The organism is Nocardia sp. Tas62D01, assembly GCF_055232035.1.
This window is the reverse complement of record NZ_JBUYUZ010000001.1, coordinates 9,546,307-9,572,293: the sequence shown is the minus strand read 5'-3', so window position 1 is coordinate 9,572,293 and position 25,987 is coordinate 9,546,307. Positions and strand designations below refer to the sequence as shown.

The window sequence follows — 25,987 nt, the reverse complement described above, 5'->3', positions numbered from 1 at the left end:
CCTAGGAGGCGGGCGTCTTCGCATGTCTACTGACGGACCCGCTCCAAGCCACGGGCTTCTTGCTCCCGGCCTCGGGCCGCTGCCGCGCGGGTCGCGTCGTCACGGATGCGGACCGCTTCTTCCGGTGGCTGTGCCTGCCCGACCTCGATCAACATCCGTACCGCCGCCAATTCCGGCGAGATGCCCATCCTCGCGAGATGGGCCGCGATGGCGGTGCGGCGTTCGGCGGAATCGTACTTGATGAGCGGCTTCGACATCGTGGACGCGTTGGCGGCCATGCGGCTGGCTCCGGCCTGCTCGGCAAACCGGTCCTTCTCCAATGAGATGCCCTTGGCCGGCACCGATTTCTCGACCATCCGGGCCAACTCGAGATTGCGCGGATCCTTGGCCTTCGCGTCCCTGGCCTCGCGTATCTGGAGCTCCCTGGCTTCCTTGATACGGGCCTCGGTGACCTTGACACGTGCTTCGGCTTCTTTTTGACCACGTTCACGGGTCCGCAGTGCGACGAGCGTCGCAAGCTGCAACATAGTCCTCATCATGGCCGCGGTTTCCCGGCCGATGTCGTCCAGTTCCTCGGACATGGCTGCTCCCCGATGCTGCAGTGATCACTATGGATGTTGTGGTGCTTCGTCACGGACACCGCCACGCGAACTGTAGTCCGTTGGACGCTGCCCCGCTGCAAACGTGGACACCCAGAAGACTCGTGGCGTGGCATTCCCTGGTGGGGGATCGCCATGTTGAGGGTTTGACTACGCTACGGGAACTCCTTACTTCGAGATTACCCGAGAAAGTTCGACACAACCGTACGGGCGTGCCGCTCAACAGCATATATCGCACAATTCCGGCGCGCAGTGTAAAGCACCGAAGGATCTCCGGTTTTAGCCCACCCTTACCGGATGATTAGGGTCGCCTACCCTGGTTGCGGCGCGGACCCGCCACCGAGGGTCGGCGACGGGCCCGAAACGCGCTCCGCTAGTCGATGCGCATCGAGGCGACGGTCACCGGGAGGGTGGGCTTGCCGTCGCCGGGGCCGTTCGAGTTGTCCTGGCCGCCCTTGGCGATCTTGTCCAACGTCGCGAGACCGTCCTTGTCGACGGTGCCGAAGATGGTGTACTGCGGCGGCAGCTCGGAGTCGCCGTAGACGATGAAGAACTGGCTGCCGTTGGTGCCGGGGCCAGCATTGGCCATGGCGAGGACGCCGCGCTTGTACGCGACGGGCTTCTGCTCAGCGGCCGGGTCGCCGGGGGCGTACTGATCGGTCGGGTACTCGTTGTCGAATTCGTAACCCGGGCCGCCCATTCCGGTGCCGGTCGGGTCACCGCATTGCAGCACCTTCAGGCCGTCGCCCGCGGTCATGCGGTGGCAGCTGGTGCCGTCGAAGTAACCCTGGCCCGTGAGGCTGGCGAAACTGTTCACCGTGCACGGCGATTCGGCGTTGTTCAAGGTGAGGCCGATGGGGCCCTGGCTGGTGTCCATGCTGATGCTCAGCTTGGCGTTGGCGCCGCCGGTCTGTATGCCGTCGGTGCGCGGCTTGTTCACCGGCTTGTCCGCGGGTCGCTTGGCGTCGCGGTAGGTGCAGTTCACCGTGGCGGGCTTGGCCTGGGCGACGGGCGGCGCGGCGGCAGACAGCGAAGCGTCCTTGGTCGGTGGGGAGGCGTTGTTCGCACTGTCGTCACCACGGGTCAGGAAATAGACGCCGGTGACCGCCGCGACCGCGACGACGACGCCGAGCACAGACCCGGCGATAGTGAGTTGCTTACGCCTGCGTGTTCGATCGGCCCGATTGGCCAGCTGGCGCTCCAGCTTGCGTTTTGCCGCTGCTCGTCGCTGTTCGTTGCTCGGCACTACCACGTTCCTCCCGTATCCGTTACGTACGGCCTAAGAGTGTGCCATCCAACGCTGAGAGAGGGGTGAACCCGCCTCGAGTGCGTGCTCATGGCATCAGACGTTACATCCATCGGAGCTCCTCGGTGCCAGTGGATGGCGGACCTTCCGGGCGAGCGGGCGCGGCTGTCCGGTCAGTGCGACCAGCGCTTCCGCGACCTCAACGATGCTCGCGCCGGTGTAGATCGGGGTAGCGCTGTTGCTTCCTGATTCAGCATGGCCAGCGTAGGCGCGGGCAACAGCCTCACCGAACTCTCGCTCGACATATGTGAGGGTCGTATGCCGAACCCAATGGATTGAAACTTGCAGGCGATCTGCCCACAGCAGGTGTTGTCGGACCCGCGTCGTTAGGTAGTCATAGCGACGTGCGGTTATCGGGCGGCCGTCGCGGTAGCGGAGTACCTTATTGGTGGCTTCCCGACCTCCTCGTTTGTCCATGTGCTCCAGCAGCTTGCCCATGAGCAGCGGTGAAATCGGTTGCCAGCGGACGGTCTCTCCCTTCTCGTGAAGCTTGATAAGGCAATCCTCCGGATCCAGGTCGGGAACTTCTAGGCCCAGAACGCCGCCCCGCCGGCAGGCTGCCTCGATATGTACACGGACGATCAGCGCATCGAGCTCGGTGTCATTGCCTGTTATGGATGCTATCCGCCCCGGCGAACAGTCGCACGACCGCGTCGTAGCTCAACGGCTCCAAGCGCCGTCTTCCGTTGCCTCCCAGCACGAACGCGAACGGCGTGGTGGCGTCGAGTGGTCGTTCGTGCATCATGTAGCGGCTGACGGCTTCGGGCGTGCGCGGTTTCGTGCATATTCACGACGCGCTCGTTCCGAGACTTTCCCCGCGCTCCCCGCGGATGGTCGTCGCGGTGGCGGACCACGACGCGGCGGCGGCCGTAGGAGAATGTCATCGATCTGCAAAGACAGCACCTCACCGGGACGAAGCCCACCGCCGAGCATCAACAAGAAGATCGCCAGATCCCGCAGTCGAGTCAGACTGGCCAGGAACTTCTCGACATCTGCGTCACCAATAGGGCGGGGCAACCGCATCGGCTGACGCACCGAGGCGATGCGCCGTACCGGGCGTTGTCGGCTGGCCCGGCCCATGAACGGCCGATGCCGATCAGGCACAGCGCCTGATCGCCGCGAACCTGGAATGGTGACTCGTCGCTCATGTACGCCTCGGTGGCGGTCGCCCAGTCAGAGCTGCTGGATGCAGCAGCGAGAACGCGATTGACCGTCGCCGGCGACAGCAGTGTGCCCGGTGCCGATGCCCCCAGCTACGACGGTCAGGCCAAGACGCTGGGCCGCTCGCTTGCTGGGGAGTTTCCGCAAGTAGCCGAGAAGGCCAGCGCATCGGTGGGCCCGAAGTCGCGCGAGTCGAGTTGCTCACGAGCCAGGAATGAGAACAGCCGTTTGAGGTCGTAGCCGTAGGCGCACATCGTGTTCGGGGACATTCCGCGATCGGCCAAGTGCTGCAGAAACCGGCACGCCGCGTCAACCGCATGTCCCTGCTCGTCGACGAGCCGAACATGCCGGACGGCACCGGCCTCACGAACCGTGACCACCTGCACCGCGCCATCATTGCCGTGCACCATGCCGATCGACGGGAGACGTGCTTATCACGCCTCGAACTTGTCGTGGAACTGTCCAGATAAGGCAGGACGTGTTCCCAGAACAGCGGTGTCACCCCGCGTTTGTCGGCCGGGGTGGTCAGGAAGTCGCCTGTGTCGGGGTCGTCGAGCAGATCCGGAGGCTTATTCACAGGCCAGTTGATAGAAGTGCAGGCCGATGACCGCGGAAATGGTTTGTGTGAAGGTGTCGAGGGGTCGTCGGTAGTCGACGTGCATGATTCGCCAGGTCTTGAAGTTGGCGATTGCTCGTTCGACTCGGTAGCGAATCTTGTTGACCTGCTTGTTGAATTTCTTCTCCCAGTTCAACAGTTTCCGGCCGGGTGGTTTGCGGATCGGGGTGATCATGCCGTTGCCGATGTAGCCTTTGTCGCCGATCCAGTCGGCTGGGTCCATCGTCTCGAGCATGCCGGATTCGGCCAGACAATGGTTCTCGCAGATGGACCTGTAGCGTCATCCACCGGCCTCGGCCCGCCCCACATTGGCCACGAAACCACATCTTTGGAGGATAATCCATGAGAGACATTGCGGCACAACAAGATCGATCAGCAGTTCATGTCAGTGCGCGTCTGTACGGTGTCGGCATCGCCACACGTCCGGGCGAGCTCGCAGGGGAGGGATAACAGTCGTGCTGGTCTATCACACAGACCGAGAGATATCGGGCCCGGAGCAGAAGGCCATCAACTGGCTGCGATCGCGCAAGTCGCCAGGGATCGCGATCTCGGGGTGCTACATCCCCGACCGTGGTCGCAGCTACGAGGCGGACCTGGTCGTCATCACACCCGAATCCAGTGTGGTGATCGAGGTCAAAGGCATCCTCGAGCGCATCGGCGGGACGCTGTCGTGTCCGGTCAACAGCCGCTGGAGCCTGCCCGGAATCGACGGTGACCCGGTACATGTGCGCACCGGCGACACCAACCCACTCGACCAGGTCGCCGCCGGCATGTTCGGCCTCAAACGTCTCGCCGAACAAGTCGGCGGCGAGCAAGGGCTGTTCGTGGCGGGGCTGGTGCTGGTAGTTCCGTCTCCCGGTGCCGCGGTGAGGTTGGACAAAGGGCCGACACCGATGCCGACAGGGCGTGATGTGCTGCGCGGCACCGACTCCTCGGAGTTGATGACCTGGTTCGACCGCTCCGCACGGCGACGAGAGACCCCATGGACCGCGGAGCTGGTGCTCGACGTGCTCGCCGCACTGGGCATCTCCGACGCCGCCTCACGCACCGACTTACTCGCCGAAGGCTTCCCAACCCACCAGGCCATGCCAGCGGACCCGCACTCGGCGGTCACAGGGATGCCGCCGCTCGCCGCCTCGCCGCCGCCGGCCGCCCCGGCCGCCATCATTGGTGGCCACACCTCAGATCGAGTGGATCTCGGCCGGACGGGTCGCGATGACGATTTCCCCGCGCCCTACACGCCCGGTGCCGAGTCGTCGTATGCCTCGACGCGCCGCAGACGCTCCCCGCGCCGGTCCGCGGTCTTGGCGGCCGCCGCATTCGCCGTAGTCGGTTGCGGCGTCTGGTACCTGGCCGACAGTGGCTCGCAGAGCGCTCATCAGGACACCAGCGATCAACAGACCGCCCCCAGTTCGATCGCCGAACCGCCACCCTCGCCTACACCCGAACCGCCCCCGCCGACCCAAGCCCCGCCGACCCAAGCCCCGCCGCCGCCAGTCGCGCCGTCGACCTCCCACGGGTGCTACCCATTCCAGACGAACTGCTGATGTGACTGACCACCCTACTGTCACTGAGGAAACGCGTGCCAGCGCTTCTGATTGGTCGGATCACGGCAGTGCATACATCCGCGTGAAAAGTAACGCTAAGGCAGGTTGCTATCCCGGCAGATGGTGAGCGGTGTTGGGCTGTAGGTGATTTCATGTCGCGGTGAGCGATGGTCCAGGACGCACCGGGTCGCTACCCGTTCTGCGCGCGTGTGGCTGAACTCGTTGCGGCAGATACGGATTCGGTCGGTAGCTGATGGCCCGGTACCGCTTGGAGTCCCACTCGGGGCGGGCGCGGGTCAGTCAGACAGTCTGTGTCCCAGTCATTTCAGTGCGTCGAGGCCGACTTCGAGATCCGACATTGCCAGCAGCTTCTCGATCGTCTGCCCAGACAGCACATTGCAGATGTCGAGTACTTCGTCGGTGAGGCCGGCGAGTTCGTCGATTGCCGCAACGTAGGTGCGCACGGCGGGGCGGCGTGGGCGTCAGCGAACGCGATGACCTGCGGGTCGGTGTTCTCCCATACCGGGTGAAACGCCGGGATCACGCTCAGGACCTGCTCTGGCGTCATGCGCCGGAACTCCTGCGGTGTTGCCAGTCGATGAAGGCTGGCCGGCGAGCCAGCAGGGTCAGGTTGCTGCTCAGGACTGTTCACTCCTGGCGCGGATCTCGGCGAGTACCAAGCGGAAGCGCTCCACGATGGGGCTTCGGTCTTTGGCGCGCCAGACCAGATGCAGGGTCGTGCGGGTGCCGGCCAGCGGGCGCGCGGTAACACCCACGCGCCTGATCCGAAAATAAACCCATGGTGAGTGGCTGTGGGCGGGTGAGCGGGCACGTGACAGTTCCCGGCGATGCGTAGCGAGCCGGGATGGGTCGTCACGTTTGGTGTGGTTGCAGGTCTTATTGATTAGGCGGCTTGGATGGGGTCGAAACGGACGGCGTATCCGAGGGCGTTGGCTTGGCGCACGATGCGTCGCATGGCGCGTTCGGGATCCAGGCGCGCGAAGTAGTCGCCGCCGAGATCTTGGTAGTCGACGTCGTCGGTGAGCATGTGCCAGACCGCTGCCAGGGTCGAGTGTTGCAGGGCGACAAGGGCTTTCTGCTTGCCTATTCGTGGCGCGAGCCGACGGTATTTCGCGCCGAGATAGGTGCCGTCGCGGGTGCGGGCGGCGGCCAGTGCCGCGGTGCCCAACGCACCGGTCAGCCACCGGTCGCCGTGGCGGGTTTTGCCCGATCGGCGTTTGCCGGCGGATTCGTGGTGTCCGGGGCATACCCCAGCCCATGAGGCGAGGTGTCCGGCGGTGGGGAATCGGCTCATGTCGGCGCCGGTCTCGGCGATGATGACCTCGGCCACCCTCCGACCGACTCCGGGGATGGTCACCAACTGGTCAATCGTGCGGGAGAAAGGGCGCATCTGCTCCTCGATCCGTGTCGAGAGTTCCTCGATCGTCGCAGACAACTGATCGATTCGTTCCAGATGCAGCCGGCACAGGAAGGCGTGGTGTTCACCGAAGTTGCCGGTCAACGCCTCGACCAGTTGTGGGATCTTCGGGCGCATCCGCGCTTTGGCCATGTCGGCCAGCACCTGTGCGTCCTGCTCGCCGGCGATCAACGCGGCCAGCATCTGGCGGCCGGAGCGGCCCAGGATGTCGGTGGCCACGCTGGACAGTTTGATCCCGGCGTCCTCCAACTCCTTCTCCAGCCGCTGCGCCTCCCGGGTGCGTTCGGCCGTCAGCGTGGTCCGGTAGCGGGTCAGATCCCTCAGGTGCCGGATCGGTTCGGGTGGCACGAACGAGGCCCGCAACAGGCCACACTCACCCATCTGACACAGCCACGCCGCATCGGAGACGTCGGTTTTGCGGCCGGGCAGACCCTTGGCGTGGGAGGCGTTGACCAGGATCACGTTCAAACAGTCCTCCAGCAAGTAGAACGCCGCCCGCCAGTAATCCCCGGTCGCTTCCATCACCACCAGGGTCACCTCCTGCTCGACCAGCCAGTCCCGCAACTCCAGCAGGGCGTTGGTGGTCGTGGCGAACGTGCGGATCTCCTGGTTGCGCGAGCGCTTACGTTTGCTCACGCTCGGTGTCCGCACGCACGCCTTGAGATCCTTCTTGCCGATGTCCAACGCGGCGCACCGCTCATGCAACAACTCCACGAACATTCCTCCGGAAACCGTGTCCTGCCAGGGGCGTCCGCCCGGAGGAGCCACAGGGATCTGAAGACTCTGATCCGCGTGCTCATGGCAACAATCGACAACTCCTGTCGGTGGCTCCCGAACCGCCATGCTGACCGACGAACTCGAGGCATCAAGGAAAATTACGGGGTTCCGGGACGAACGCGCACCCATTTTCCCGCCTCCACGGCGGGCCAGCGAAGCGGCCCGGGATGCTGACCGGCAAATGACCCAATGGTGACCAGACACGGCGAAGCCGCCCGGCGATGCGAAGCGAGCCGTCGGGTGGTCTTTGAACTGTCGAGTTGTGGGCCGTTCGTTCACGCGGCGCTGGTTGCCTCCAGGGTGACGGTGTATCCCAGCGCGGCGAGTTGGGCGGACAGGTTGCGGACTTTGCGGCCGGTGTCGATGGCTCGTGTGGTAGCCGGGCCCGAGGTCGTTGAATCGGAGGCCGGGATCGGCGACCAGATGCCAGACGATGACCAGGATCGACCGCGCCACCGCGACCAGGGCCTTGCCTTTGCCTCGGTGTTTGACGATCCGCCGGTATTTCTCGCCGAGGAAGGTGTTGGCGCGGGCGGCCGCGGCGGCGGCGTCGCCGAGCGCGGCCTTCAGATACGGGTTGCCCTTGGGGTTCTGCCGCCGTGGTGTTTTGCACCGGACTGCACGGTCATGGGCGACAGTTTCGCCCACGACGCGAGATGGCCGGCGGTGAGGAACACGCTCATGTTCACCCCGATTTCGGCGAGGATGATCTGGCCCGCCCGGCGGGTCTTGGCACGTACCGGATGCCGCTCGGGTGGGTGGACACCCTTCACCCGGTGGTCGGCGGGCACCACGGAGAGAGGGGGTGGGCGGGTGACGGAGTTCGCGGACCGGGTGAACCGGCTGGTCCGGCGGTGGGAACAGGTTCACCGCACCCGGCTGGGCAACCACGGCCTGGCGGTGCGGCTGGCCGCGGCCGGGTATCCGGTGACGGGACAGTACATTTCGCAGTTGCGCCACGGCCACCGCACCCACCCGTCGGTGGCGTTGATCGGCGCGCTGACACGGGTCTTCGATGTCGATCCCGGCTACTTCGACCACGGTGACCCGGGCCCGGTCCCCGCGGATGCCGCGGTCGTGGCCGCGCTCGACGATCCGGGGCTGCGGCGGCTGGCGTGCGCCGCGGCTGGACTGCCGCCGCCGGACCTGCAACTGCTGATCGTCTTCGCCGAGAAGTTCCGTATCGCCGACGGTCTCGGTCTCGGTCCCGGCCCGGCGGCACCGTCGGATCCAGGGTATTGCCGACCACCGCACCAGCGACGATCTCGCCGCCTTGGTCTACATGGGGCTGGACCCGAGCCGGACGCCCCCGCACGGGCATCGTCACCCGAGCCCGGTTCTCGGTCCTGGTCACGGTGGTGGTCCTGTCCGCGGTGCTGGCGACTGCCATCGCACAACGCTTCTTCGCCGGGGCGTCTCGCGACAGGGATCTCGATGACCGAGAACCCTTCGCCAAGCGGTTCGGCGACCAGCACGACCGCGTCCAGGAGAGTCCGCATGGCGAGGGGTGAAGTCGATATCGCGGTTACTTCGTCCGTGGCGTTGATCGAGCGACGATGATGGTCGATACCACCTGCGGCGCGTGATCGATAGGAGGCAACGATGACCAGACTGGCGGGCACCGCGCTGCGGCTGACCATCTTCATCGGCGAAGACGACACCTGGCATCGCAAGCCGCTGTTCACCGAGATCGTGCACCGCGCCCACCGCGCCGGCCTGGCCGGGGCGAGCGTGTTCCGGGGCGTTGAAGGCTACGGTGCCAGCTCGCGCATCCATACCACCCGGCTGCTCTCGCTCAGCGAAGATCTGCCGGTCGCGATCGTGATCGTCGACGACGCCGACCGGATCCGCGAATTCCTGCCCCAGCTCGACGAATTGGTTACCGAGGGCTTGGTGATCCTCGACGACGTCGAAGTCATCCGCTACGTCGGACGAGAACGCAAAAGGTAAAAGGGCGTGGCGGTTGTCGGCTCGGCGCGACCGCGCAGATCTCGCCGGTACCGTGAGCTTGCCAAGGTTTCACCAGTCGAGGAGGCGCCACGTCATGACCGATCGGTCAAGGATGAACGGCGGCGTCGAGCGGGTCTATCTCGCGCGGCACGGCCGCACCGCACTCAATGTCGAGGACGGGTTGCGTGGGCTGAGCGATCCGCCGCTGGACGAGGTCGGCCTCGCCGAGGCGCGCCAGCTTGCCAACGTGCTCGCCGCCGCGCACCCGGTGGCGATCCTGTCGAGTCCGCTGCAGCGCGCGGTGTCGACCGCCGAGGCGATCGCGGCGGCGGCCGGTCTGACGGTGGCGGTCGACGTGCGGCTCAACGACCGTGACTACGGGCCGTGGACCGGGAAACCTCGCGCCGAGGTAGTGGCGCGTTTCGGCAGCGTCGACGCCGCACCCGGTGTCGAAACCATTGCGGCGGTGCGGGTCCGCGCTCGTGCCGTGTTCTTCGACATCGTCGCCGAACACGAGACGGGCCCGATCATCATGGTCTCCCACGACGCGTTCAACACCGCACTGCTCGTCGAACTCGACCCCGCACTGTCGGATATCGCCCAGCGCACCGCGTGCTGGAACCGCATCGACCTGGTCGAAGGCGCCTGGCGCGTCGAGGAATACGACCAGAAGCCGTAGTTGCGCCATGAATGCCGCCACAACAGGACCCTGGCAATGCAGCCGAAGGGGACCGATTACCAAATCGGAAGACCGGTGATGCGGACGTGAATCCGCCCACAAATCGCCCCCTTTTGATCGAGGTCCGGCTATTGTGGCGCAATAAGGCGGTGGGGCTCGCCGCTCCGAGATCGGAACAACCGTGGCATACCGCGCCGCCAACAGTCCCTACTTGACCAGCGTTTTTCGTGTTCGAGTAGGAGTACATGTGGTGAGCAGCGACACCGTGACCCAACCGATGGACCCCGACATCGACCTGAGGGTTCCCGTGCAACGCAGTGAACTCGCCCGCACCCACGCAGCCATCCTGGCCGTCATCGCCCTCGGCGGCGGTCTCGGTGCGATCGCCCGCTACGGTCTGGCCCAGTTACTGCCCACCCGACCCGGCGAATTCCCGTGGGCGACCTTCACCACCAACGTCACCGGCTGCCTACTCATCGGCGTGCTCATGGTGCTGATCACCGATATCTGGACCGCGCACCACCTCGTGCGCCCGTTCCTGGGAGTGGGGATCCTCGGGGGCTTCACCACCTTCTCCACCTACGCCGTCGAAGTCCGCGGCCTGCTGCAACCAGGAACCGCCTACCTCGCCCTCGCCTACCTCGCTGGGACACTGGTCTGCGCGATGCTGGCCGTCCTCACCGGAGCAGCGTTGACTCGAATCCTGTTCGACCGCAAGACGAGGCGCGCAGCATGACCCTTGCCCTGGTCTTCCTCGGCGCCGCCGTCGGCGCGCCACTGCGCTACCTCACCGACCGCTCTGTGCAAACACGGCACGACAGCCTGTTCCCGTGGGGCACCTTCAGCGTCAACATCATCGGCTGCCTGATCCTCGGCGGTCTCGCTGGAGCGGGCACCGCCATCCCGGCCTCGCTGCCCACCTTGCTGGGCACCGGATTCTGCGGTGCCCTGACTACTTACAGCACCTTCAGCTACGAAACCCTGCGCCTGATCGAACAACGCAGCTACTTCTACGCCGCCATGAACGTCACCGTCAGCATCATCGCCGGACTCGGCGCCGCGATGCTCGGCTACGCCACCATCCACGCCATCGTCGCCTAGTTGTAGGAGGTCACGACGTTGGTGACGCCTTCGTGTGTGCGTGATGCTGGTAGGTGCCCGTGGCCGGTGCTGTGGGGGCGGTGGTAATTGTAGTGAATGTTCCAGGTGGCGAGGGCTTCTCGGCGTTGGTCTTCGGAGGTCCAGGTGCGGCTGTAGAGGAACTCCTCGGCGATGATCCGGTTGTATCCCTCTACTTTCCCGTTGTGGCGGGGCGTATATGGCTTCGTGCGTTTGTGTTTCGCGCCGAGTAGTGCTCGGGCGAAGGCGTCGGCGCGGTAGCAGGCGCCGTTGTCGGTGACGATCCGTTCGATGCGTGTGATGCCGTGCGCGGCGAACCACACGCGCGCTCGGTGGGTGAACGCGATCGCGGTGGCGGCCTTCTCGTCCGGGAGGGCTTCGGTGTAGGCCAGGCGTGAGTACCCGTCGACGGCGGAGTGCAGGTATGTGTATCCACGTATTCCTGTTGCGGTCCTGACTCGGGCAGCGGCGCGAGTTTGTTCGGAACCCCTGCCGTGTACGCGCCATCCGCCGCCGTCGGGGATGCGGCCGACCTTCTTCACATCGACGTGGACCATGTGCCCGGGCCGCTTCGCGACGATCTTGCTGGGTTTGCGGTTGGTCTCGCCCTCGGGGTCGATGAATCTGCGCCGGTTCAGTCCGAGGTGCTGAAGATGCCTGGTGACGGTGCGGCGGCTGATATCGATGCCGGTCTCGTTTAGTTCGAAGGCGATCCTTGAGGCCGACCACTTGCGCTCCCGCCGCCAGGTCTCGATCCGGGCGATGACATCGGGCGGGGTGATGTTCGGTTGGCGTCTCGGCGTCGATGAACGGTCATGGAGGCCGATCTCACCGTATCTGCGGTAGCCACTTCGATGCGCAGGCCCGCGAGATACCCATCTCGGCCGCGACGTGCGCGATCGGCCTGGTTCGGCAGCGTTCTACGAGCCGTAGGCGTCCCTCGAAGCTCAACGGCGCGTTGCGATGTGACACAGGTTGTTCCTGGAGTAGGCGGGGTCTAATGGCATCAGTGTCTCGGACGGCGTGTCGTAGGACGCCACAACGAAACCCGATGGGAGTCGGGGGTGTGCCTGCGTTTGGGGAGCCGGGTTGGGCTCTTCCCGGGGCGATCGCCTCATGCGCCAAGGAACGGCAGCGCCACTGTTAGGAAACCGTCCGGGTCGGAGGAGAACACCACATGCCCGGTGTCGAACTCGGCGACCGGACCCAGCGTTCTGGGCAGGAGTCTTCGGCGAACGATCGGGTCCCGTCGACCCCACACTACCAGCGTGGGAGCGGCGATCTCGCTGCGACTGAGGTCGTAATCAGCCGCACCGAAGCTCCGCCAGATACTTGCGGCGACCCGGGCACCGTCAGGTGTCTTGGCGCGAGCCACAGCGCGCGCGGTGATCTGTCTGTCGGAGTCGGTGCGTGAACGCATGTAGGCCAGCACCATCCGTGGCATTAACAGCCGGGCGACAGCTGGATTCCCTATACCGCGGGAGAAGGCCCGCGCGAACATCGGTACCGGGACGAATCCGCCCGGATTCACCAGGATCAGATGGGTCACGGCGGTGGGTCGTCTTACCGCCAGACGTCCGGCGGCGAACGCGCCGACGGAGTTGCCGATGTAGGCGGCTGTTGGCAGCCCCAACGCGTCCACCACGTCCTCGAGCACGTCCGCAAGCAGTGCCGCCGACGGGTGCGCATGATCGGACATGCCGTGGCCCGGCCAGTCGATTGCGATGACGCGGAAGCACGCGGCCAGCTTGTTCACGATCGGATCGAAGTCGTGGTGGTCGTGCAGGGTGGCGTGCAGCAGCACAACCGGGGGGCCTTCACCGCGTTCGGCGATGTGGATCCGGCCAGCGCGGGTGGGGATCGTGGCTGGTTCGCTCATTTTCATCCTCCAGTCGTTGACCGTCCGGTCGGTCACTGATGGTAGGTTCATGTCACACTGCACCGCAAGTACGGATTCCGAGGAGGAGTTGGAGTGTCGATCCGAGTCGAGGCGGCCACACGTACGCGGGCTGCTCTGGTCGACGCAGGGCTGAGGCTGGCAGGTCAGTTCAGCCTCGCCGAGCTCAGTGTCAACCGGATCGTGGCCGAGGCCGGGGTATCCAAAGGGACGTTCTTCCACCACTTCCCGAACAGAGTCCAGTACCTCGTGGCCCTGCACAAGGGCTTTCACGACCGCCTGGATACCGAGATGGCCGCTGCGGTCGGAGATCTGCCTCCAGGGTGGGAACGGCTGCGTGCAGCCCAGCGGGCCTACCTGGACGGTTGCCTGCACAATCGAGGCGTGCGCGCGCTACTCCTCGAGGCGCGCGCCGAGCGGGCGATCACCGATCAGATCGGCGCCCGCAACGAGACACTCGCGCATGTTGCGGCGGAGGACTTTCGCGCCATGGGCTGGTCGCACCCGATCGAGTCGGCGCGCTTGTGGATCGGCCTGGTCGTCGAGGCCGCCCTACTCGAACTCGACGAGGCTGCCGCAAGTCCCGCCATCCGCGCAGCGCTGGAGCAGTACTTGACCGCAACGTGACAATCCGTACCTGCGGAACCGGCGGTGAGGGATATCAAACACCAACACCCCCTCGGCGACTGAGCGAGACAGGTCCGAGCCCCTCATCCAGAGTGGCTGCTCGGTCGTGTCACCAACGTCCTGACCCGCAACACCTAGAGCCTGTGTCGAAGTGGAGTAAGGGCGCGATGACGGCGTGCTTCCGTCGTGTGCCCCGACCCGGCTGTATCGCACCGCCGATCTCGGTAGGGTGCGGACGTGCGCGTACACAAACTGGTCATCATCGGCGGTGTCGAAGCTTTGCTGGATGTCCGACACCGTAAGGCACTCGGCGATCTCGTCGAGAATGTCGTGACGGTACCTCGCGGCATCGATCCCGGTGCCGAACTCGCCGACGCCGACGCCGCGATCCTCGCATTCGGAATACCGTTCGACCGCACTGCCATTGATGCGGCACCGGCCTTGCGTTATTTGCAGATCGCCTCGACCGCTTTCGACGTCGTCGATGTCGAGTACGCCCGCGCCCGCGGCATCACCATTGGCACGCTGCCCGACTATCTGACGGAGCCGGTGGCCCAATTCGTGCTGGCGGTGATGCTGGAGCAGGCCGGCGGACTGACGGAGGGGCGTCGATTCCGGCGGGAAGGCAACCTCTTTCCGCTGGCGTTCCCGGCCCGACAGTTTCGCGGTAGCAGGGTCGCGGTGGTCGGGCTCGGCGCCATCGGCCGTCGGGTCGCGGAACTCGCCCAGGGCCTCGGGGCCGATGTGCGGTACTGGTCACGACACCGCAAGGACGACAGTGGATTCCGCTACCAGGACGTCGACACGTTGCTGACCGGGGCCGACTTCGTCTCCGTCAACCTGGCGCTCACCGAATCGACATGCGGCATTCTCGACGCGGACCGGATCGCCATGCTGGCGCCGGGCGCGGTGCTGGTATGCGCTGCACCGCTGGCGCTGATCGACCTGCCCGCACTGCGGGAACGAACCGCTGCCGGCGATATCCGGGTGGTGCTCAACCACGCGCTCGACGACACCTACGCCTACTTCGAGGGCTGCCCTGGCTTCGTGTATCCGCCCGTAGTGTATTGGAGCGAGCCAGCCCACCGCCTGTTCCAAGACCAGCTGCTCGACCAGGTGGGGGCGTGGATCACGCTGCCGCAGTAGTGAGTTCGGTCTAGTGCTGCCGGGGACGAGAAGGAGCAAAACCATGCTGAAAGTGTGGAAGGTGCTGCGGCGATGACCACATCGCCTGCCCGAGTGGGTGATCCGGCGCGTCCATCACTGAGTGCGTGGCGGTTCATCACGGTGTTTGGCACGGTAAGCCTGCTCGCCGACTTCGTCTACGAAAGTGCCCGCTCGATCACCGGCCCGCTGCTGGCCTCCCTCGGGGCGACCGGTCTGGTGGTCGGAGTTGTCACCGGTATCGGTGAAGCTGCCGCGCTGGTGTTGCGGCTGGTTTCCGGGCCACTGACCGACCGCACCCAACAATTCTGGGCGTGGACCATCGCCGGATACGCGCTCACCGTCATCACAGTTCCCGTGCTGGGCATCGCCGGAACTCTGTGGGTCGCATGCCTTCTCGTAATCGGCGAACGGGTCGGCAAAGCCGTCCGCAGCCCCGCCAAGGACACCATCCTCTCCCACGCCGCCGCAGTCACCGGTCGCGGACGCGGATTCGCGGTGCACGAAGCACTCGACCAGATCGGCGCCGTCATCGGCCCACTCACCGTGGCCGCCGTCCTCGCCGCCACCGGTAGCGACTACACCCCTGCACTCGGGATTCTCGCCCTGCCCGGTGTCGCCGCACTGGCGCTGCTGATCTGGCTGCGGTTGCGGGTACCAGAGCCCGACCGCTACGAGCACACCGAAGCGATAGCGCCACCGTCGACCGCGACCAACCCTGAACCGCGTGTAGCCAGGTTGCCGGGACGGTTCTGGCTGTACTGCGGATTCACTGCGACCACGATGCTCGGGTTCAGCACCTATGGGCTGGTGTCGTTCCACATGGTCGATCGCGGACTGTTCTCCGCCGCCGTTGTCCCGGTAATCTATGCCGCCGCCATGGCAGCTGATGCGGTCGCGGCACTGGCGTCGGGCTTTATCTACGACCGGTTCGGCGCGAAAGCGCTGGTACTGCTTCCCCTCCTGTCCGCTGTGGTGCCGGTGCTGGCCTTCACCGACAGTGTTGGGCTCGTTATCGCCGGTGCGCTGATCTGGAGTGCGGGGGTCGGTGTGCAGGAATCCACCCTGCGCGCCGTCGTCGCCGACCTCGTCCCGACCCGACGCCGCGCTACCGCCTATGGACTGTTCGCTGCCGCCCTCGGCGCGGCCACTGCCGCGGGCGGGGCGCTGACCGGATGGCTCTACGACACCTCCATCATCCTGCTCATCGCAACGGTGGCCAGCATCCAAACCGTCGCCCTGGCACTGGCCATCGCAGCCTTCTACCTCACCCGCGGGCGGACTGCAGTTCGGCAATGAGTGCCTCCACGTGCCGGTAGTCGCGGCGTGGGAGATCGGTGGACAAAATTATCGGTCTGTTGGATCTGGACCGGCCGCACGACGAGTTGCTGTTCCACACCCGGCGTGGCACTCCCGATCCGTGCCGCGTACTTCTATCAAGAAGTGTTCCTGTCAGCGCTGCGCGAGCTGGACGACCAGGGCAACGTCGTGGTCGATCGGCTGGACGGTAAGCGGCCGAGTCCGGACACGTTGCGGCGCGGTTGACCAATCGTATTTCGGTCAACCGGGCCACGCTATGCAACCCATTGGATGGACGTCGAAACTCCATATGGACGAGGGTGATTGCTGGTTCTGGGTGACACGCCGAACATGATTGGGGGATCGGAGGGTGTTGCCCGGGTCAATACTTCGGCGTTGCGGTAGCAATAGTCAGCGTGCCGAAATCTTGTGGAACGCAGGATATTGCACCGAAATGCACGTGCGAACACGGGGAACCGGAAGTGCTTTCAAGTCCCTCGCTCACAGGTGTAGCGCGGTAAAGTCTGAATCCCCCGGCGAGTCGAGAGACTTCATCTCTTGGGAAGGATGGAGTCGTGTCGAGGTCGAAGAAGTACCCGCAGGAGTTGCGTGAGCGGGCGGTTCGAATGTTCGCTGAGATCCGCGGTCAGCACAAGTCGGAATGGGCAGCGATGCGCGCGGTCGCCGAGTTGCTCGGGGTCGGCACCCCGGAAACGGTCCGCAAGTGGGTGCGTCAGGGTGAGGTCGACGCCAGTGCCCGCACGGGCATGACGACCGAGGAGTCCGCGGAGCTCAAGCGGCTGCGGCGTGAGAATGCAGAACTCGAGCGCGCCAACGGAATTGTGAAAGCCGCGTCGGTTTTCTTCGCCGCCGAACTGGACCGGCCACAGCGCTGACTGTCGCCTTCATCGGCGAATATCGCAGGCCACCGTGAGAACGGTTGCCTGCGATGGGGTGTCCAGTCGATGCCGCGCTCGCCGAGCTCGGCATCGAGATCGCTCCATCGACCTACTACGCCCACCGCGACCGGGCTCTGTCCCGCAGCGAGGTCCGTGATAAGGAGCTGAAAGCGGGGATCAGGCGGGTTCACGGCGAGAACTTCGGCGTTACGGGGCCCGGAAAGTGTGCTGCAACTCAACCGTGAAGGCGTTCGGGTAGCTCGCTGCACCGTGGAACGGCTCATGCGGGACCTCGGACTACGAGGAGCAGTGCGGGGCAAGATCAAACGTCACAAGCCTCCGGTCCATGACCCGCCTGGGTATCGATCGGTCGAAAGGAAAAGTCGGCGACGTCCGAACGATGTCGACGCATCGAGGCGAGCGGCAGGCCAGGCGGGAGCACCTGGGCCGATGGCTCGCCTGCGCGGCGGCTGTCTGTGGAGTCGCCGACAACTGACGGAATCACCGGTGACAGCAGGTTTCCTATCACGGCGTCCACCTCCGCGGATGGCAGAACCGCATGCGGCTCGCGATCAGTCCGGCCGAGGTGTCAGGTCGATGCTCTATTGCGAAGTGGGGGGTAAGTTCGCCCGAAAAAAGTGTTGGAATGTGCCATCTATTCCTGAGACTGCCGTGTACTTGTACACAGGGTTCGATGCGAATGCCCACAGAGTTCGGCGCAAATGAGCACAGGGTTCGGTGTGAATGCGCACGGCGTTCGCCGGAGAACCGGAGAACCGGTTGGACTTCGCGGGGCGTGGTGGTGGAAACTGGACCATCGTGACCAAGACCAGCAGCTTTTCCGCCCCGAGGGGGGTACCGGACTACGTCCCGCCGGGCTCGTCCGAGTTCGTCGCGGTGCGCGACGGCCTGATCGACGCCGCCCGACTGGCCGGGTACGGACATATCGAGCTGCCGGTATTCGAGGACACCGCGTTGTTCACGCGCGGCGTCGGCGAGTCCACTGATGTGGTCAGCAAGGAAATGTGGACGTTCGCCGATCGGAACGGCGAAAGCTTCACCCTGCGGCCCGAAGGGACCGCGGGGGTAATGCGCGCGGTGATCGAGCACAGCCTCGATCGCGGTCAGTTGCCGGTGAAGCTGGTGTACGCGGGTCCGTTCTTCCGCTACGAGCGACCGCAGAAGGGCCGGTACCGCCAGTTGCAGCAGGTCGGCGTCGAGGCCATCGGTGTCGACGATCCGGCGCTGGACGCCGAGGTGATTGCGATCGCCGACGCCGGATTCCGCGGGCTCGGACTCGACGGGTTCCGCCTGGAGATCACCTCGCTCGGCGATGAGACCTGCCGTCCGCATTATCGGGAGCTGCTGCAGGAGTTCCTGTTCAGGCTGCCGCTGGACGAGGAGACCAAGCGGCGGGCGCAGATCAACCCGTTGCGGGTGCTCGACGACAAGCGTCCCGAGGTCCGCGCGCTGACCGCGAACGTGCCGCTGATGATCGATCACCTGTCCGAGTCGGCGAAGACGCACTTCGAGCAGGTGCTCGGCTACCTCGACGCGCTCGGCGTGCCGTATGTGGTGAACCCGCGCATGGTCCGCGGCCTGGACTACTACACGAAGACCACCTTCGAGTTCGTGCACGACGGACTCGGCGCGCAATCCGGCATCGGCGGCGGCGGTCGCTACGACGGCCTGATGGCCGAACTCGGCGGACAACCGTTGTCGGGCATCGGTTTCGGGCTCGGTGTCGACCGCACCGTGCTGGCGTTGGAGGCCGAGGGCAAGACAACGAGCAATCCGGCCCGCTGCGAGGTCTTCGGCGTGCCGCTGGGCGAGGCCGCCACGCAGCGTCTGGTGGTGCTGGCGGCCCAGCTGCGGGCCACAGGCATCCAGGTCGACCTCGCCTATGGTGGGCGCGGCGTGAAGGGCGCCATGAAGGCCGCGGACCGGTCCGGGGCGAAGCTCACCCTGGTCCTCGGCGACCGCGACCTGGCCGAGGGCACCATCGGCGTGAAGGACATGGCGACCGGTGACCAACGCCAAATCCCACTGGACGAGACGGTCTCCGCCGTCGCGGCCGCGCTGACGCCCGCCGAGTAGTACGGTGCCCGGGTACACCGACATACGTATGAATGCGCTGCCGTGACTGTAGAACCGTCGAATCCCGGGGAATCCCAACCTGTTCCAGCGGTCGGACTCGATCTCGTCGCACCCGAGACCTACGCGCCCATGCTGCGCCGACTCGCGCTCGCCGCGGTGGGCGTTGGGCTCGGCGCGGCGTTGCTGTCGGCGCTGCTGGTCAGCTGGCCGGTGGCGCTGCTGATCGGCTTGGTCGTCGGCGTACCGACTGTCGTATATTCGCTGGCGTTGCGGCGGCGGCGAATGTGGTTGACCGGGAACACGATTCACGCGCGCAGATTGCTCAGGGAGCGGCGCGTGGACATGGCGGTCGCGACCGGTGTCGAGATCCTGGTGTTTCCGTCCCGCCTGAGTCGCATCGTGCTGCGGGTGACCGCCGGAGCGGAGACCCAGATCATTCCGCTGGCGATGTACACCGATTCGGGCTCCGGCCGGGAACTCCATCTGCTCGGCCTACGCAAGCTCGCCGACGCGCTCAACGCGTGCCCATTGGCTGCGGCCGTTGCGGTTTCGACGATGCTGGTGCACCAGCTGCGGGCCGAGGCGCGGGATGCGGGGCTGGAGGAGCGGCCGCTATATCGGGCGGTGCAGCTGGCACGGGCGAAGGACTACGTGTCACCGATCGTGCTGACCGATGGGGAAGTCGCGGCGCTGTTTTGATCTGTGTGGTGGCGCTCTGTTGACCGCGCGTGGTGGCGGTGTGCTGATCTTGCGCGGGGTGCTCTGTTGATCTTGCGCGGGGCGCTTCGGGGCTAACTGTCATGTAGCTCACCACGTGGGTTCGGCGGGGGTGCGAGTCGAAAGGGTGGAGATCGAGTGTCCGCCTACCGCAAGGAGTTCGCGTGAGCGCCGCCGTGAGGACCGCGCCCGTGACCGTGACCGTCGCCGTCACCGGAGCCGTGGGGCAGATCGCTTATGGCCTGCTATTCCGGATCGCGTCCGGGGCGATGCTCGGTGCGCAGACACCGGTGGGGTTGCGGCTGCTCGAGATTCCAGCGGTGGTCGCGTCGCTGGAGGGTGTTGCGATGGAGCTGGAGGACGGCGCGTTCCCGCTGCTCGATTCGGTCGACATCAGTGACGATCCGTGTGTGGGTTTCGAGGGCGCGAATGTGGCATTGCTGGTCGGTACGCGGCCGCGCACGGCCGGGATGGAGCGTTCGGATCTGCTGAACGCCAACGGCCCGCAGCGTCACCGACCACGGGCGCGAGTTACTCGGGCAGTGCCTCGACGCGGCACAGGGGGTCGACGCCGAGACGACGGCCGCGTTGAGTGGCGACGACCGCGCCGCCCTGCATCGGATCTTCGGTGCGCTGGCCGATCAGCTCGGGCTACCGAGCTAGCCGGTCTGGAAACCGACTCTGGAAAAAGGGCAGTACCACTCGATCAGCCGATGGTCCACGTTTCCTGGCCGTTGAGTAGGGACTGCAACGAATCCTGTTTCAGCGGTTTGCGTTCGCGGGCAGTGGTGGTCTGCGCGCGGACGGCGTCGTCGTAGGTGGGGCGAGTGATGCTGCGGAAGATGCCGGTGACCACGTGGCCGAGGTCCTGGTCGGAGAGGCGGGAGAGGGCGTAGGCGTATTCGGGGTTGTCGGAGTAGGCGTCGTGGACGATGATGTCGGATTCGTCGATGGCGTCGGTGCGGGCCACATCGAGGGCGAAACCGTTTCGTACCACGGCGAATTCGCCGTCGGCGCCGAAGGTGATGGGCTGGCCGTGGTGCAGGGGGATGAGGCGGGATTCGGCGCCGCCGCGGCGCAGTACGTCGAAGGAGCCGTCGTTGAAGATGGGGCAATCCTGAAGGATCTCGACGAAGGAGGTGCCGCGGTGTTCCGCGGCGGCGCGCAGTACTTCGGTCAGCCCGGCGCGGTCGGAATCCAGGGCGCGGGCGGCGAAACTGGCTTCGGCGCCGAGTGCCACCGACAGCGTGTTGAACGGGTGGTCGACCGAACCCATCGGCGTCGACTTGGTGATCTTGCCCGGCTCCGAGGTCGGTGAGTACTGGCCCTTGGTAAGACCGTAGATCCGGTTGTTGAACAGCAGGATCGTCATGTTCACGTTGCGGCGCAGCGCGTGGATGAGGTGGTTGCCGCCGATGGACAGCGCGTCGCCGTCACCGGTCACCACCCATACCGACAGGTCGGGGCGAGTCACCGCGAGACCGGTGGCGATGGCGGGTGCGCGGCCGTGGATCGAGTGGATGCCGTAGGCCTCGAGGTAGTACGGGAACCGGCTCGAGCAGCCGATCCCGGACACGAACATCAGGTTCTCCCTGCGCAATCCGAGTTCGGCGAGGAAGCTGCGCACGGTCGCCAGGATCACGTAGTCGCCGCAGCCCGGGCACCAGCGCACCTCTTGATCTGACGTGAATTCCTTGACCTTCTGCGGCCCGTCCGCGGCGGGTACGCCCGACATTCCGGTCAGGCCCAAATCTGTTCCTACAACCGAGGTTTCCATCATGGTCATTCGTTGCCCCCAGTCGATGGACGGCCGTCGGCCGGCTGTGTTCGGTAGGCGGCCTGCGCGCGGGCGGCGAAGACCTTGTCGTGTTCCATCTCCTCGATCGATCCGTCCAGCGCCGCATCGATCACCCCGACGAGTTCCTGTGCGAAGAACGCAGTGCCCGCGATCTTGGTCCAGGGCTGCACATCCACCAGGTATTTCGCCCGCAGCAGCATGGCCAGCTGGCCGCCGTTCATCTCCGGCGCGACCACGGTGCGGTAGCGCCGCAATACGTCACCGAGGTTGGCGGGCAACGGATTCAGATGCCGCAGATGCGCCTGCGCGACCGGGACACCGCGGCGGCGCGCGCGGCGGCACGCCTCACCAATCGGTCCATAGGAGCTGCCCCAGCCGAGCAGTAGCAGTTCGGCCCGCCCGTCGGGATCGTCCACCTCGATGTCCGGGACGGCGATCGCGTCGATCTTGGCCTGCCGCAACCGCACCATCAGCTCGTGGTTGGCTGGTTCGTAGGAGATATTGCCGCTGCCGTCGGCCTTTTCCAGCCCGCCGATGCGGTGTGCGCGGCCCTTGGTGCCTGGTACGGCCAGCGGCCGGGCGAGGGTCTCCGGGTCGCGGGCATAGGGCTGGAACGGGGTCGCCTCGTCGGCATCCGGTTCGAAAGCGGGATCGATGGGCGCCAGGTCCGACACGTTCGGAATCGACCACGGCTCAGAACCATTGGCGATCGCGCCGTCGGACAGCAGCAGTACCGGCGTGCGGTAGGTGAGCGCGATCCTGGCCGCCTCCACCGCGGTAGCGAAACAGTCGGCGGGGGAGCGCGGCGCGAGCACCGCGACGGGCGATTCGCCGTTGCGGCCGTAGAGCGCCTGCAGTAGATCGGCCTGCTCGGTCTTGGTCGGCAGGCCGGTGGAGGGTCCACCGCGCTGCACATCGACCACCACCAGCGGCAGTTCCGTCATCACCGCCAGCCCGATGGTCTCGCTCTTGAGCGCCAAGCCGGGGCCGGAGGTGCTGGTGACGCCGAGCGCGCCGCCCAAGGAGGCGCCGAGGGCCGCGCCGATCCCGGCGATCTCGTCCTCTGCCTGGAATGTGGTGACGCCGAAGTTCTTGTGCTTGCTCAGTTCGTGCAGGATGTCCGAGGCCGGTGTGATCGGGTAGGTGCCCAGGAATACCTGCAGGCCTGCCAACTGTCCGGCGGTGACGAGGCCGTAGGCCAGCGCGGTGTTGCCGGTGATCTGCCGGTAGGTGCCCGGCGGCAGGGTAGCGGGCGCGACCTCGTAGGTGATTGCGAAGCTTTCAGTGGTTTCGCCGTAGTTCCAGCCCGCCCGCAGGGCGAGCAGATTGGCCTCGGCGATATCCGGTTTGGCGGCGAACTTCTCCCGGACAAATCGCTCGGTGCCGTCGATCGGGCGCCCGTACATCCACGACAGCAGCCCGAGCGCGAACATGTTCTTCGCGCGCTGGCCATCCTTCTTGCCGACACCGCTGGGTTCGGTGGCGCCGAGGGTCAGCGAGGTCATCGGGACACGGTGCACCACGAAATCCGAGAGCGTGCTGTCATCCAGGGGGTCGGCGGCGTAGCCGACCTTGGCGAGGGTGCGTCTGGTGAACTCGTCGGTGTTCACGATGAGGGTGGCGCCTCGGGGCAAGTCCTCCAGGTTCGCCTTCAACGCGGCCGGGTTCATCGCCACCAGCACGTCCGGCTGGTCGCCCGCGGTGAGGATGTCGTAGTCGGCGATCTGGATCTGGAACGAGGAGACGCCGGGTAGCGTGCCCTGGGGCGCGCGGATCTCCGCGGGGAAGTTGGGCTGGGTGGCGAGGTCGTTGCCGAAGGCGGCCGCCTCGTGCGTGAAGCGGTCACCGGTCAGCTGCATTCCGTCCCCGGAGTCCCCGGCGAAGCGAATTACGACCTTTTCCAATTTCGCTGTGCCGACATCATTTTGGTACGAAACCATGTGCCTGCTTCACTTCCTCGTCGATGAGAGGTGCCATTGCCAACCTACTCCGCCGCGCATGCAATAGACCGTGAAGCGCGCGGTCCGATGGGAATTGCCCGGTACGGGCCGTGGGGTACCCGGGCGTGGGCCGAGAATGGCGTCAGGCGAACAGCGACAGTTGCGCGTCGGCTGGGTGCGGACGCTGCGGCTGTACCTCCGGCTCCGGGGGTGGCTCTCGCATCAGACGGTGTCGTTCCAGCAGCGGCTGGGTGCGTCCGCGCAGCCAGGTGGTGTATTCGGGTGTCACATAGGCGCCGCGCCCGTACAGCTGCCGGTAGCGGCGGACCAGCGCCGGATGGGTTTCGGCCAGCCAGCCGAGGAACCAGCCGCGGGTACTGCCGCGCAAATGCATCGGGAACGCGATCGCGGACGCGGCCCCGGCGGCGGCGATGGCGCCGAAGAGTTCGTCGAGGTGGGCCTGGCTGTCGGTAAGATACGGAATGATCGGCGCCACCATGACATTCACGTCGAAACCGGCATCGGCCAGCGCGCGCACCATGTCCAGCCGGGCCTTCGGGGGCGGCGTGCCGGTCTCCAGGCTGCGGTGCAGATCGATGTCGAGGATCGCGATGGACACCGCGACACGCACCCGCACCTGTCGCACCGCCAGCGTCAGCAACGGCAGGTCCCTGCGCAACAGCGTGCCCTTGGTGAGGATGGAGAACGGTGTGCCCGAATCGGTGAGCGCGCGAATGATCCCGGGCATCAACCGGTATCGGCCCTCGGCCCGCTGATATGGATCGGTATTGGTGCCCAACGCGACGGGTTCCCGATGCCAGGAGCGCTTGCCGAGTTCTTTGCGCAGCACTGCGGCGATATTGGTCTTCACCACGATTTGCGAATCGAAATCGCGGCCCGCGTCCAGATCCAGATACTCGTGGGTGCCGCGTGCGAAACAGTAACGACAGGCGTGCGAGCAGCCGCGCATCGGATTGATCGTCCAATGGAAGGGCAGGCTCGCGCCCTCGGGCATCTTGTTCAGTGCGCTCTTGCACAGCACCTCGTGAAAGGTGATGCCTTCGAATTCCGGCGTTTGTACAGTGCGCACGAAACCGGCCCGGTCGAGACCGGGCAAGGCGCCGTCGTCGGCATCCAGAGTTTGGCTTTGCCACCGCACCCATCAAGTCGAACATGTGTTCTATAGACTGTCAAGCGACCGGCGCGGGTCAGGCGATCTGTCGGGTGGGCGGCGGCGCGACCTGCTGCAGTTCGCCGAAGAAGGCCACCAGATCGCGCACGGTGTCGTCGATGTGCCGCGGCTGGTAGTCGATTTCCCGCTCGGCCTTGCCGTGATCGACCATCGGCGCGGAAACCAGCGCGCCCAGTGCGGCGCGCGACATGATGTCGGTGCCGAGCATCTTGCCGATCGGCTCGAGCACCGGGATCAGGCCGCCCACCAGGCGCGGCGAGATCGAGAACTTCGGGCCCTTCTTGCCGCCGTTGGCCGCCGCCAGGCGACATAGGTCGAGCATCGAGATCATGGATCCGCCGAGCAGGTAGTTCTCGCCGGTCCGGCCATGTTCCGAGGCATGGATCAGGCCCTGGGCGACATCGCGCACGTCGACCAGGTCGAAGCCGCCGCCGATCATCGCGGGCACCCGGCCGCGGGCCGCGTCCTTGAGCGCGCGGTTGATGCGCGAAAGCGGCGCGCTGCGGTCGACCGGGCCGAAGACTCCGGTCGGATTGCAGATCACCGCGTCGAGGCCCTTGTCGATCACCTTGCGCAGTTCGACCTCGCCCGACCACTTGGAACGGTCGTAGACAGGCAGGCTCGGATCGGTGGAGCGCGGCGAACTCTCGTCGATGCGCCCGCCGCAGCAGTATTGATTGAACGCGTGGATGGAACTGGCGTGCACCATTCGGCGCACACCGAGGTCGAGTGCGGCCTCCGCGACGACGCGGACGCCCTCGGTGTTGACCCGCCAGGCGAGATCGTTCTTGTCGGCCAGCGTGATCACGGCGACGAGGTGGTACACGATCTCCGCGCCCATGAGCGCGGTGCGGATCGATTCCGGATCCAGCACGTTGCCCGACACCCAGGTGACGTTGGGATCCGCAGGGCCTTCAGGAACCACGCGGTCGATGGCGACGACCTCGTGATCTCGGCCGACGAGCAGGCTGAGCAGATTCGTGCCAAGGTAGCCGGCTGCGCCGGTCACTGCGACCTTCATGGCACCGAGAATATAGAACTTGTTCTAATTTGCAACACGTTTCAGTTCCTTTTCTGTGGCACTCGGTTCGGTTCTGATAGCCCGTTGGGCTCGAAACTTGCCGGTACGGTCCGCTATATTGGGCCCTGCCGTAGCGGCTGATGT

General features: G+C 65.7%; 25 protein-coding genes and 3 pseudogenes. 14 read left to right on the top strand and 14 right to left on the bottom strand.

The window, feature by feature from the left end; all coding sequences use genetic code 11:
• Positions 1–26: 26 nt before the first annotated feature.
• The 4 genes from ACV7NQ_RS46575 to ACV7NQ_RS46560 form a co-directional block, all read right to left on the bottom strand.
• Positions 27–581 carry a hypothetical protein gene (locus ACV7NQ_RS46575; RefSeq protein WP_463365317.1) on the bottom strand — a complete coding sequence of 185 codons (555 nt, stop codon included), beginning with the start codon at positions 579–581 and terminating at the stop codon, positions 27–29.
• 391 nt (positions 582–972) lie between these two features.
• Complete coding sequence (locus ACV7NQ_RS46570; RefSeq protein WP_463365316.1) at positions 973–1,845, bottom strand: peptidylprolyl isomerase; 873 nt, start codon at positions 1,843–1,845, stop codon at positions 973–975.
• 1,322 nt (positions 1,846–3,167) lie between these two features.
• On the bottom strand, positions 3,168–3,452 hold the full coding sequence (locus ACV7NQ_RS46565; RefSeq protein WP_463365315.1) for a site-specific integrase: 285 nt from the start codon (positions 3,450–3,452) through the stop codon (positions 3,168–3,170).
• 183 nt (positions 3,453–3,635) lie between these two features.
• Positions 3,636–3,932 carry a transposase family protein gene (locus ACV7NQ_RS46560; protein WP_463366069.1) on the bottom strand — a complete coding sequence of 99 codons (297 nt, stop codon included), beginning with the start codon at positions 3,930–3,932 and terminating at the stop codon, positions 3,636–3,638.
• 205 nt (positions 3,933–4,137) lie between these two features.
• On the opposite strand from ACV7NQ_RS46560, the gene ACV7NQ_RS46555 reads away from it, so the two are divergent.
• Entirely contained in the window at positions 4,138–5,229 is a 1,092-nt protein-coding gene (locus ACV7NQ_RS46555; protein ID WP_463365314.1) for a nuclease-related domain-containing protein, read from the top strand.
• A gap of 320 nt (positions 5,230–5,549) precedes the next feature.
• On the opposite strand, the gene ACV7NQ_RS46550 is transcribed toward ACV7NQ_RS46555, so the two are convergent.
• The 4 genes from ACV7NQ_RS46550 to ACV7NQ_RS46535 form a co-directional block, all read right to left on the bottom strand.
• Positions 5,550–5,693 (bottom strand): hypothetical protein, encoded by a 144-nt coding sequence (locus tag ACV7NQ_RS46550; protein ID WP_463365313.1) that lies wholly within the window; start codon positions 5,691–5,693, stop codon positions 5,550–5,552.
• Positions 5,694–5,867: 174 nt separating this feature from the next.
• On the bottom strand, positions 5,868–6,005 hold the full coding sequence (locus ACV7NQ_RS46545; RefSeq protein ID WP_463365312.1) for a hypothetical protein: 138 nt from the start codon (positions 6,003–6,005) through the stop codon (positions 5,868–5,870).
• Between the two features lie 128 nt (positions 6,006–6,133).
• Positions 6,134–7,381, bottom strand: a complete 1,248-nt coding sequence (locus ACV7NQ_RS46540) for an IS110 family RNA-guided transposase (RefSeq protein WP_463363012.1) — start codon at positions 7,379–7,381, stop codon at positions 6,134–6,136.
• 629 nt (positions 7,382–8,010) lie between these two features.
• Complete coding sequence (locus tag ACV7NQ_RS46535; protein ID WP_463365311.1) at positions 8,011–8,217, bottom strand: transposase; 207 nt, start codon at positions 8,215–8,217, stop codon at positions 8,011–8,013.
• A gap of 40 nt (positions 8,218–8,257) precedes the next feature.
• On the opposite strand from ACV7NQ_RS46535, the gene ACV7NQ_RS46530 reads away from it, so the two are divergent.
• From ACV7NQ_RS46530 to crcB (ACV7NQ_RS46510), 5 genes are all read left to right on the top strand, one after another.
• On the top strand, positions 8,258–9,004 hold the full coding sequence (locus ACV7NQ_RS46530) for a hypothetical protein (protein WP_463365310.1): 747 nt from the start codon (positions 8,258–8,260) through the stop codon (positions 9,002–9,004).
• Positions 9,005–9,046: 42 nt separating this feature from the next.
• Entirely contained in the window at positions 9,047–9,394 is a 348-nt protein-coding gene (locus tag ACV7NQ_RS46525; RefSeq protein WP_463365309.1) for a DUF190 domain-containing protein, read from the top strand.
• Between the two features lie 94 nt (positions 9,395–9,488).
• On the top strand, positions 9,489–10,073 hold the full coding sequence (locus ACV7NQ_RS46520; RefSeq protein ID WP_463365308.1) for a histidine phosphatase family protein: 585 nt from the start codon (positions 9,489–9,491) through the stop codon (positions 10,071–10,073).
• A 250-nt stretch (positions 10,074–10,323) separates the two neighbouring features.
• Positions 10,324–10,809: a fluoride efflux transporter CrcB gene (gene crcB / locus ACV7NQ_RS46515; protein WP_463365307.1), complete on the top strand. Its 486-nt coding sequence runs from the start codon at positions 10,324–10,326 to the stop codon at positions 10,807–10,809.
• Complete coding sequence (gene crcB, locus ACV7NQ_RS46510) at positions 10,806–11,174, top strand: fluoride efflux transporter CrcB (RefSeq protein ID WP_463365306.1); 369 nt, start codon at positions 10,806–10,808, stop codon at positions 11,172–11,174. The genes crcB (ACV7NQ_RS46515) and crcB (ACV7NQ_RS46510) overlap by 4 nt, the downstream gene beginning before the upstream one ends.
• Here the strand turns inward: crcB (ACV7NQ_RS46510) and ACV7NQ_RS46505 are convergent.
• Positions 11,171–12,164: pseudogene (locus ACV7NQ_RS46505) on the bottom strand (IS481 family transposase). The gene crcB (ACV7NQ_RS46510) and the pseudogene ACV7NQ_RS46505 overlap by 4 nt on opposite strands.
• Positions 12,165–12,306: 142 nt before the next feature.
• Positions 12,307–13,071, bottom strand: coding sequence for an alpha/beta fold hydrolase (locus ACV7NQ_RS46500; protein WP_463365305.1), 765 nt, complete (start codon positions 13,069–13,071; stop codon positions 12,307–12,309).
• Positions 13,072–13,164: 93 nt separating this feature from the next.
• Between ACV7NQ_RS46500 and ACV7NQ_RS46495 the strand changes: the two genes are divergently transcribed.
• The 8 genes and pseudogenes from ACV7NQ_RS46495 to ACV7NQ_RS46460 all read left to right on the top strand — a co-directional run.
• On the top strand, positions 13,165–13,716 hold the full coding sequence (locus ACV7NQ_RS46495; RefSeq protein WP_463365304.1) for a TetR/AcrR family transcriptional regulator: 552 nt from the start codon (positions 13,165–13,167) through the stop codon (positions 13,714–13,716).
• A gap of 237 nt (positions 13,717–13,953) precedes the next feature.
• The gene (locus tag ACV7NQ_RS46490) at positions 13,954–14,862 is read left to right on the top strand and encodes a 2-hydroxyacid dehydrogenase (protein WP_463365303.1); all 909 of its coding nucleotides are present in this window, start codon (positions 13,954–13,956) and stop codon (positions 14,860–14,862) included.
• A gap of 72 nt (positions 14,863–14,934) precedes the next feature.
• Positions 14,935–16,179 carry an MFS transporter gene (locus ACV7NQ_RS46485; protein ID WP_463365302.1) on the top strand — a complete coding sequence of 415 codons (1,245 nt, stop codon included), beginning with the start codon at positions 14,935–14,937 and terminating at the stop codon, positions 16,177–16,179.
• Between the two features lie 105 nt (positions 16,180–16,284).
• A complete protein-coding gene (locus tag ACV7NQ_RS46480) occupies positions 16,285–16,425 on the top strand; it encodes a hypothetical protein (protein ID WP_463365301.1) in 141 nt (46 codons plus the stop codon).
• Between the two features lie 380 nt (positions 16,426–16,805).
• Positions 16,806–17,468: pseudogene (locus ACV7NQ_RS46475) on the top strand (transposase); the annotation flags it as partial.
• Positions 17,469–17,897: 429 nt separating this feature from the next.
• Positions 17,898–19,175, top strand: coding sequence for a histidine--tRNA ligase (hisS, locus tag ACV7NQ_RS46470; protein ID WP_463366068.1), 1,278 nt, complete (start codon positions 17,898–17,900; stop codon positions 19,173–19,175).
• Positions 19,176–19,217: 42 nt separating this feature from the next.
• Positions 19,218–19,874 carry a hypothetical protein gene (locus ACV7NQ_RS46465; RefSeq protein WP_463365300.1) on the top strand — a complete coding sequence of 219 codons (657 nt, stop codon included), beginning with the start codon at positions 19,218–19,220 and terminating at the stop codon, positions 19,872–19,874.
• A 194-nt stretch (positions 19,875–20,068) separates the two neighbouring features.
• A pseudogene (locus tag ACV7NQ_RS46460) lies at positions 20,069–20,395 on the top strand (lactate/malate family dehydrogenase); the annotation flags it as partial.
• Positions 20,396–20,598: 203 nt separating this feature from the next.
• Here ACV7NQ_RS46460 and ACV7NQ_RS46455 read toward each other — a convergent pair.
• From ACV7NQ_RS46455 to ACV7NQ_RS46440, 4 genes are all read right to left on the bottom strand, one after another.
• The gene (locus tag ACV7NQ_RS46455) at positions 20,599–21,678 is read right to left on the bottom strand and encodes a 2-oxoacid:ferredoxin oxidoreductase subunit beta (RefSeq protein WP_463365299.1); all 1,080 of its coding nucleotides are present in this window, start codon (positions 21,676–21,678) and stop codon (positions 20,599–20,601) included.
• Positions 21,675–23,630 carry a 2-oxoacid:acceptor oxidoreductase subunit alpha gene (locus tag ACV7NQ_RS46450; protein WP_463365298.1) on the bottom strand — a complete coding sequence of 652 codons (1,956 nt, stop codon included), beginning with the start codon at positions 23,628–23,630 and terminating at the stop codon, positions 21,675–21,677. Before ACV7NQ_RS46450 ends, ACV7NQ_RS46455 begins: the two co-directional genes overlap by 4 nt.
• A 142-nt stretch (positions 23,631–23,772) precedes the next feature.
• Positions 23,773–24,789, bottom strand: coding sequence for an Rv2578c family radical SAM protein (locus ACV7NQ_RS46445; RefSeq protein ID WP_463365297.1), 1,017 nt, complete (start codon positions 24,787–24,789; stop codon positions 23,773–23,775).
• 49 nt (positions 24,790–24,838) lie between these two features.
• Entirely contained in the window at positions 24,839–25,843 is a 1,005-nt protein-coding gene (locus ACV7NQ_RS46440; RefSeq protein ID WP_463365296.1) for an NAD-dependent epimerase/dehydratase family protein, read from the bottom strand.
• Positions 25,844–25,987: the final 144 nt, after the last annotated feature.

Coding starts and splice junctions, on each gene's coding strand:
- ACV7NQ_RS46575 (WP_463365317.1), bottom strand. CDS start 581: ATGTCCGAGGAACTGGACGACATCGGCCGGGAAACCGCGGCCATGATG.
- ACV7NQ_RS46525 (WP_463365309.1), top strand. CDS start 9,047: ATGACCAGACTGGCGGGCACCGCGCTGCGGCTGACCATCTTCATCGGC.
- ACV7NQ_RS46520 (WP_463365308.1), top strand. CDS start 9,489: ATGACCGATCGGTCAAGGATGAACGGCGGCGTCGAGCGGGTCTATCTC.
- crcB (WP_463365306.1), top strand. CDS start 10,806: ATGACCCTTGCCCTGGTCTTCCTCGGCGCCGCCGTCGGCGCGCCACTG.
- ACV7NQ_RS46500 (WP_463365305.1), bottom strand. CDS start 13,071: ATGAGCGAACCAGCCACGATCCCCACCCGCGCTGGCCGGATCCACATC.
- ACV7NQ_RS46485 (WP_463365302.1), top strand. CDS start 14,935: ATGACCACATCGCCTGCCCGAGTGGGTGATCCGGCGCGTCCATCACTG.
- ACV7NQ_RS46455 (WP_463365299.1), bottom strand. CDS start 21,678: ATGACCATGATGGAAACCTCGGTTGTAGGAACAGATTTGGGCCTGACC.
- ACV7NQ_RS46450 (WP_463365298.1), bottom strand. CDS start 23,630: ATGGTTTCGTACCAAAATGATGTCGGCACAGCGAAATTGGAAAAGGTC.
- ACV7NQ_RS46440 (WP_463365296.1), bottom strand. CDS start 25,843: ATGAAGGTCGCAGTGACCGGCGCAGCCGGCTACCTTGGCACGAATCTG.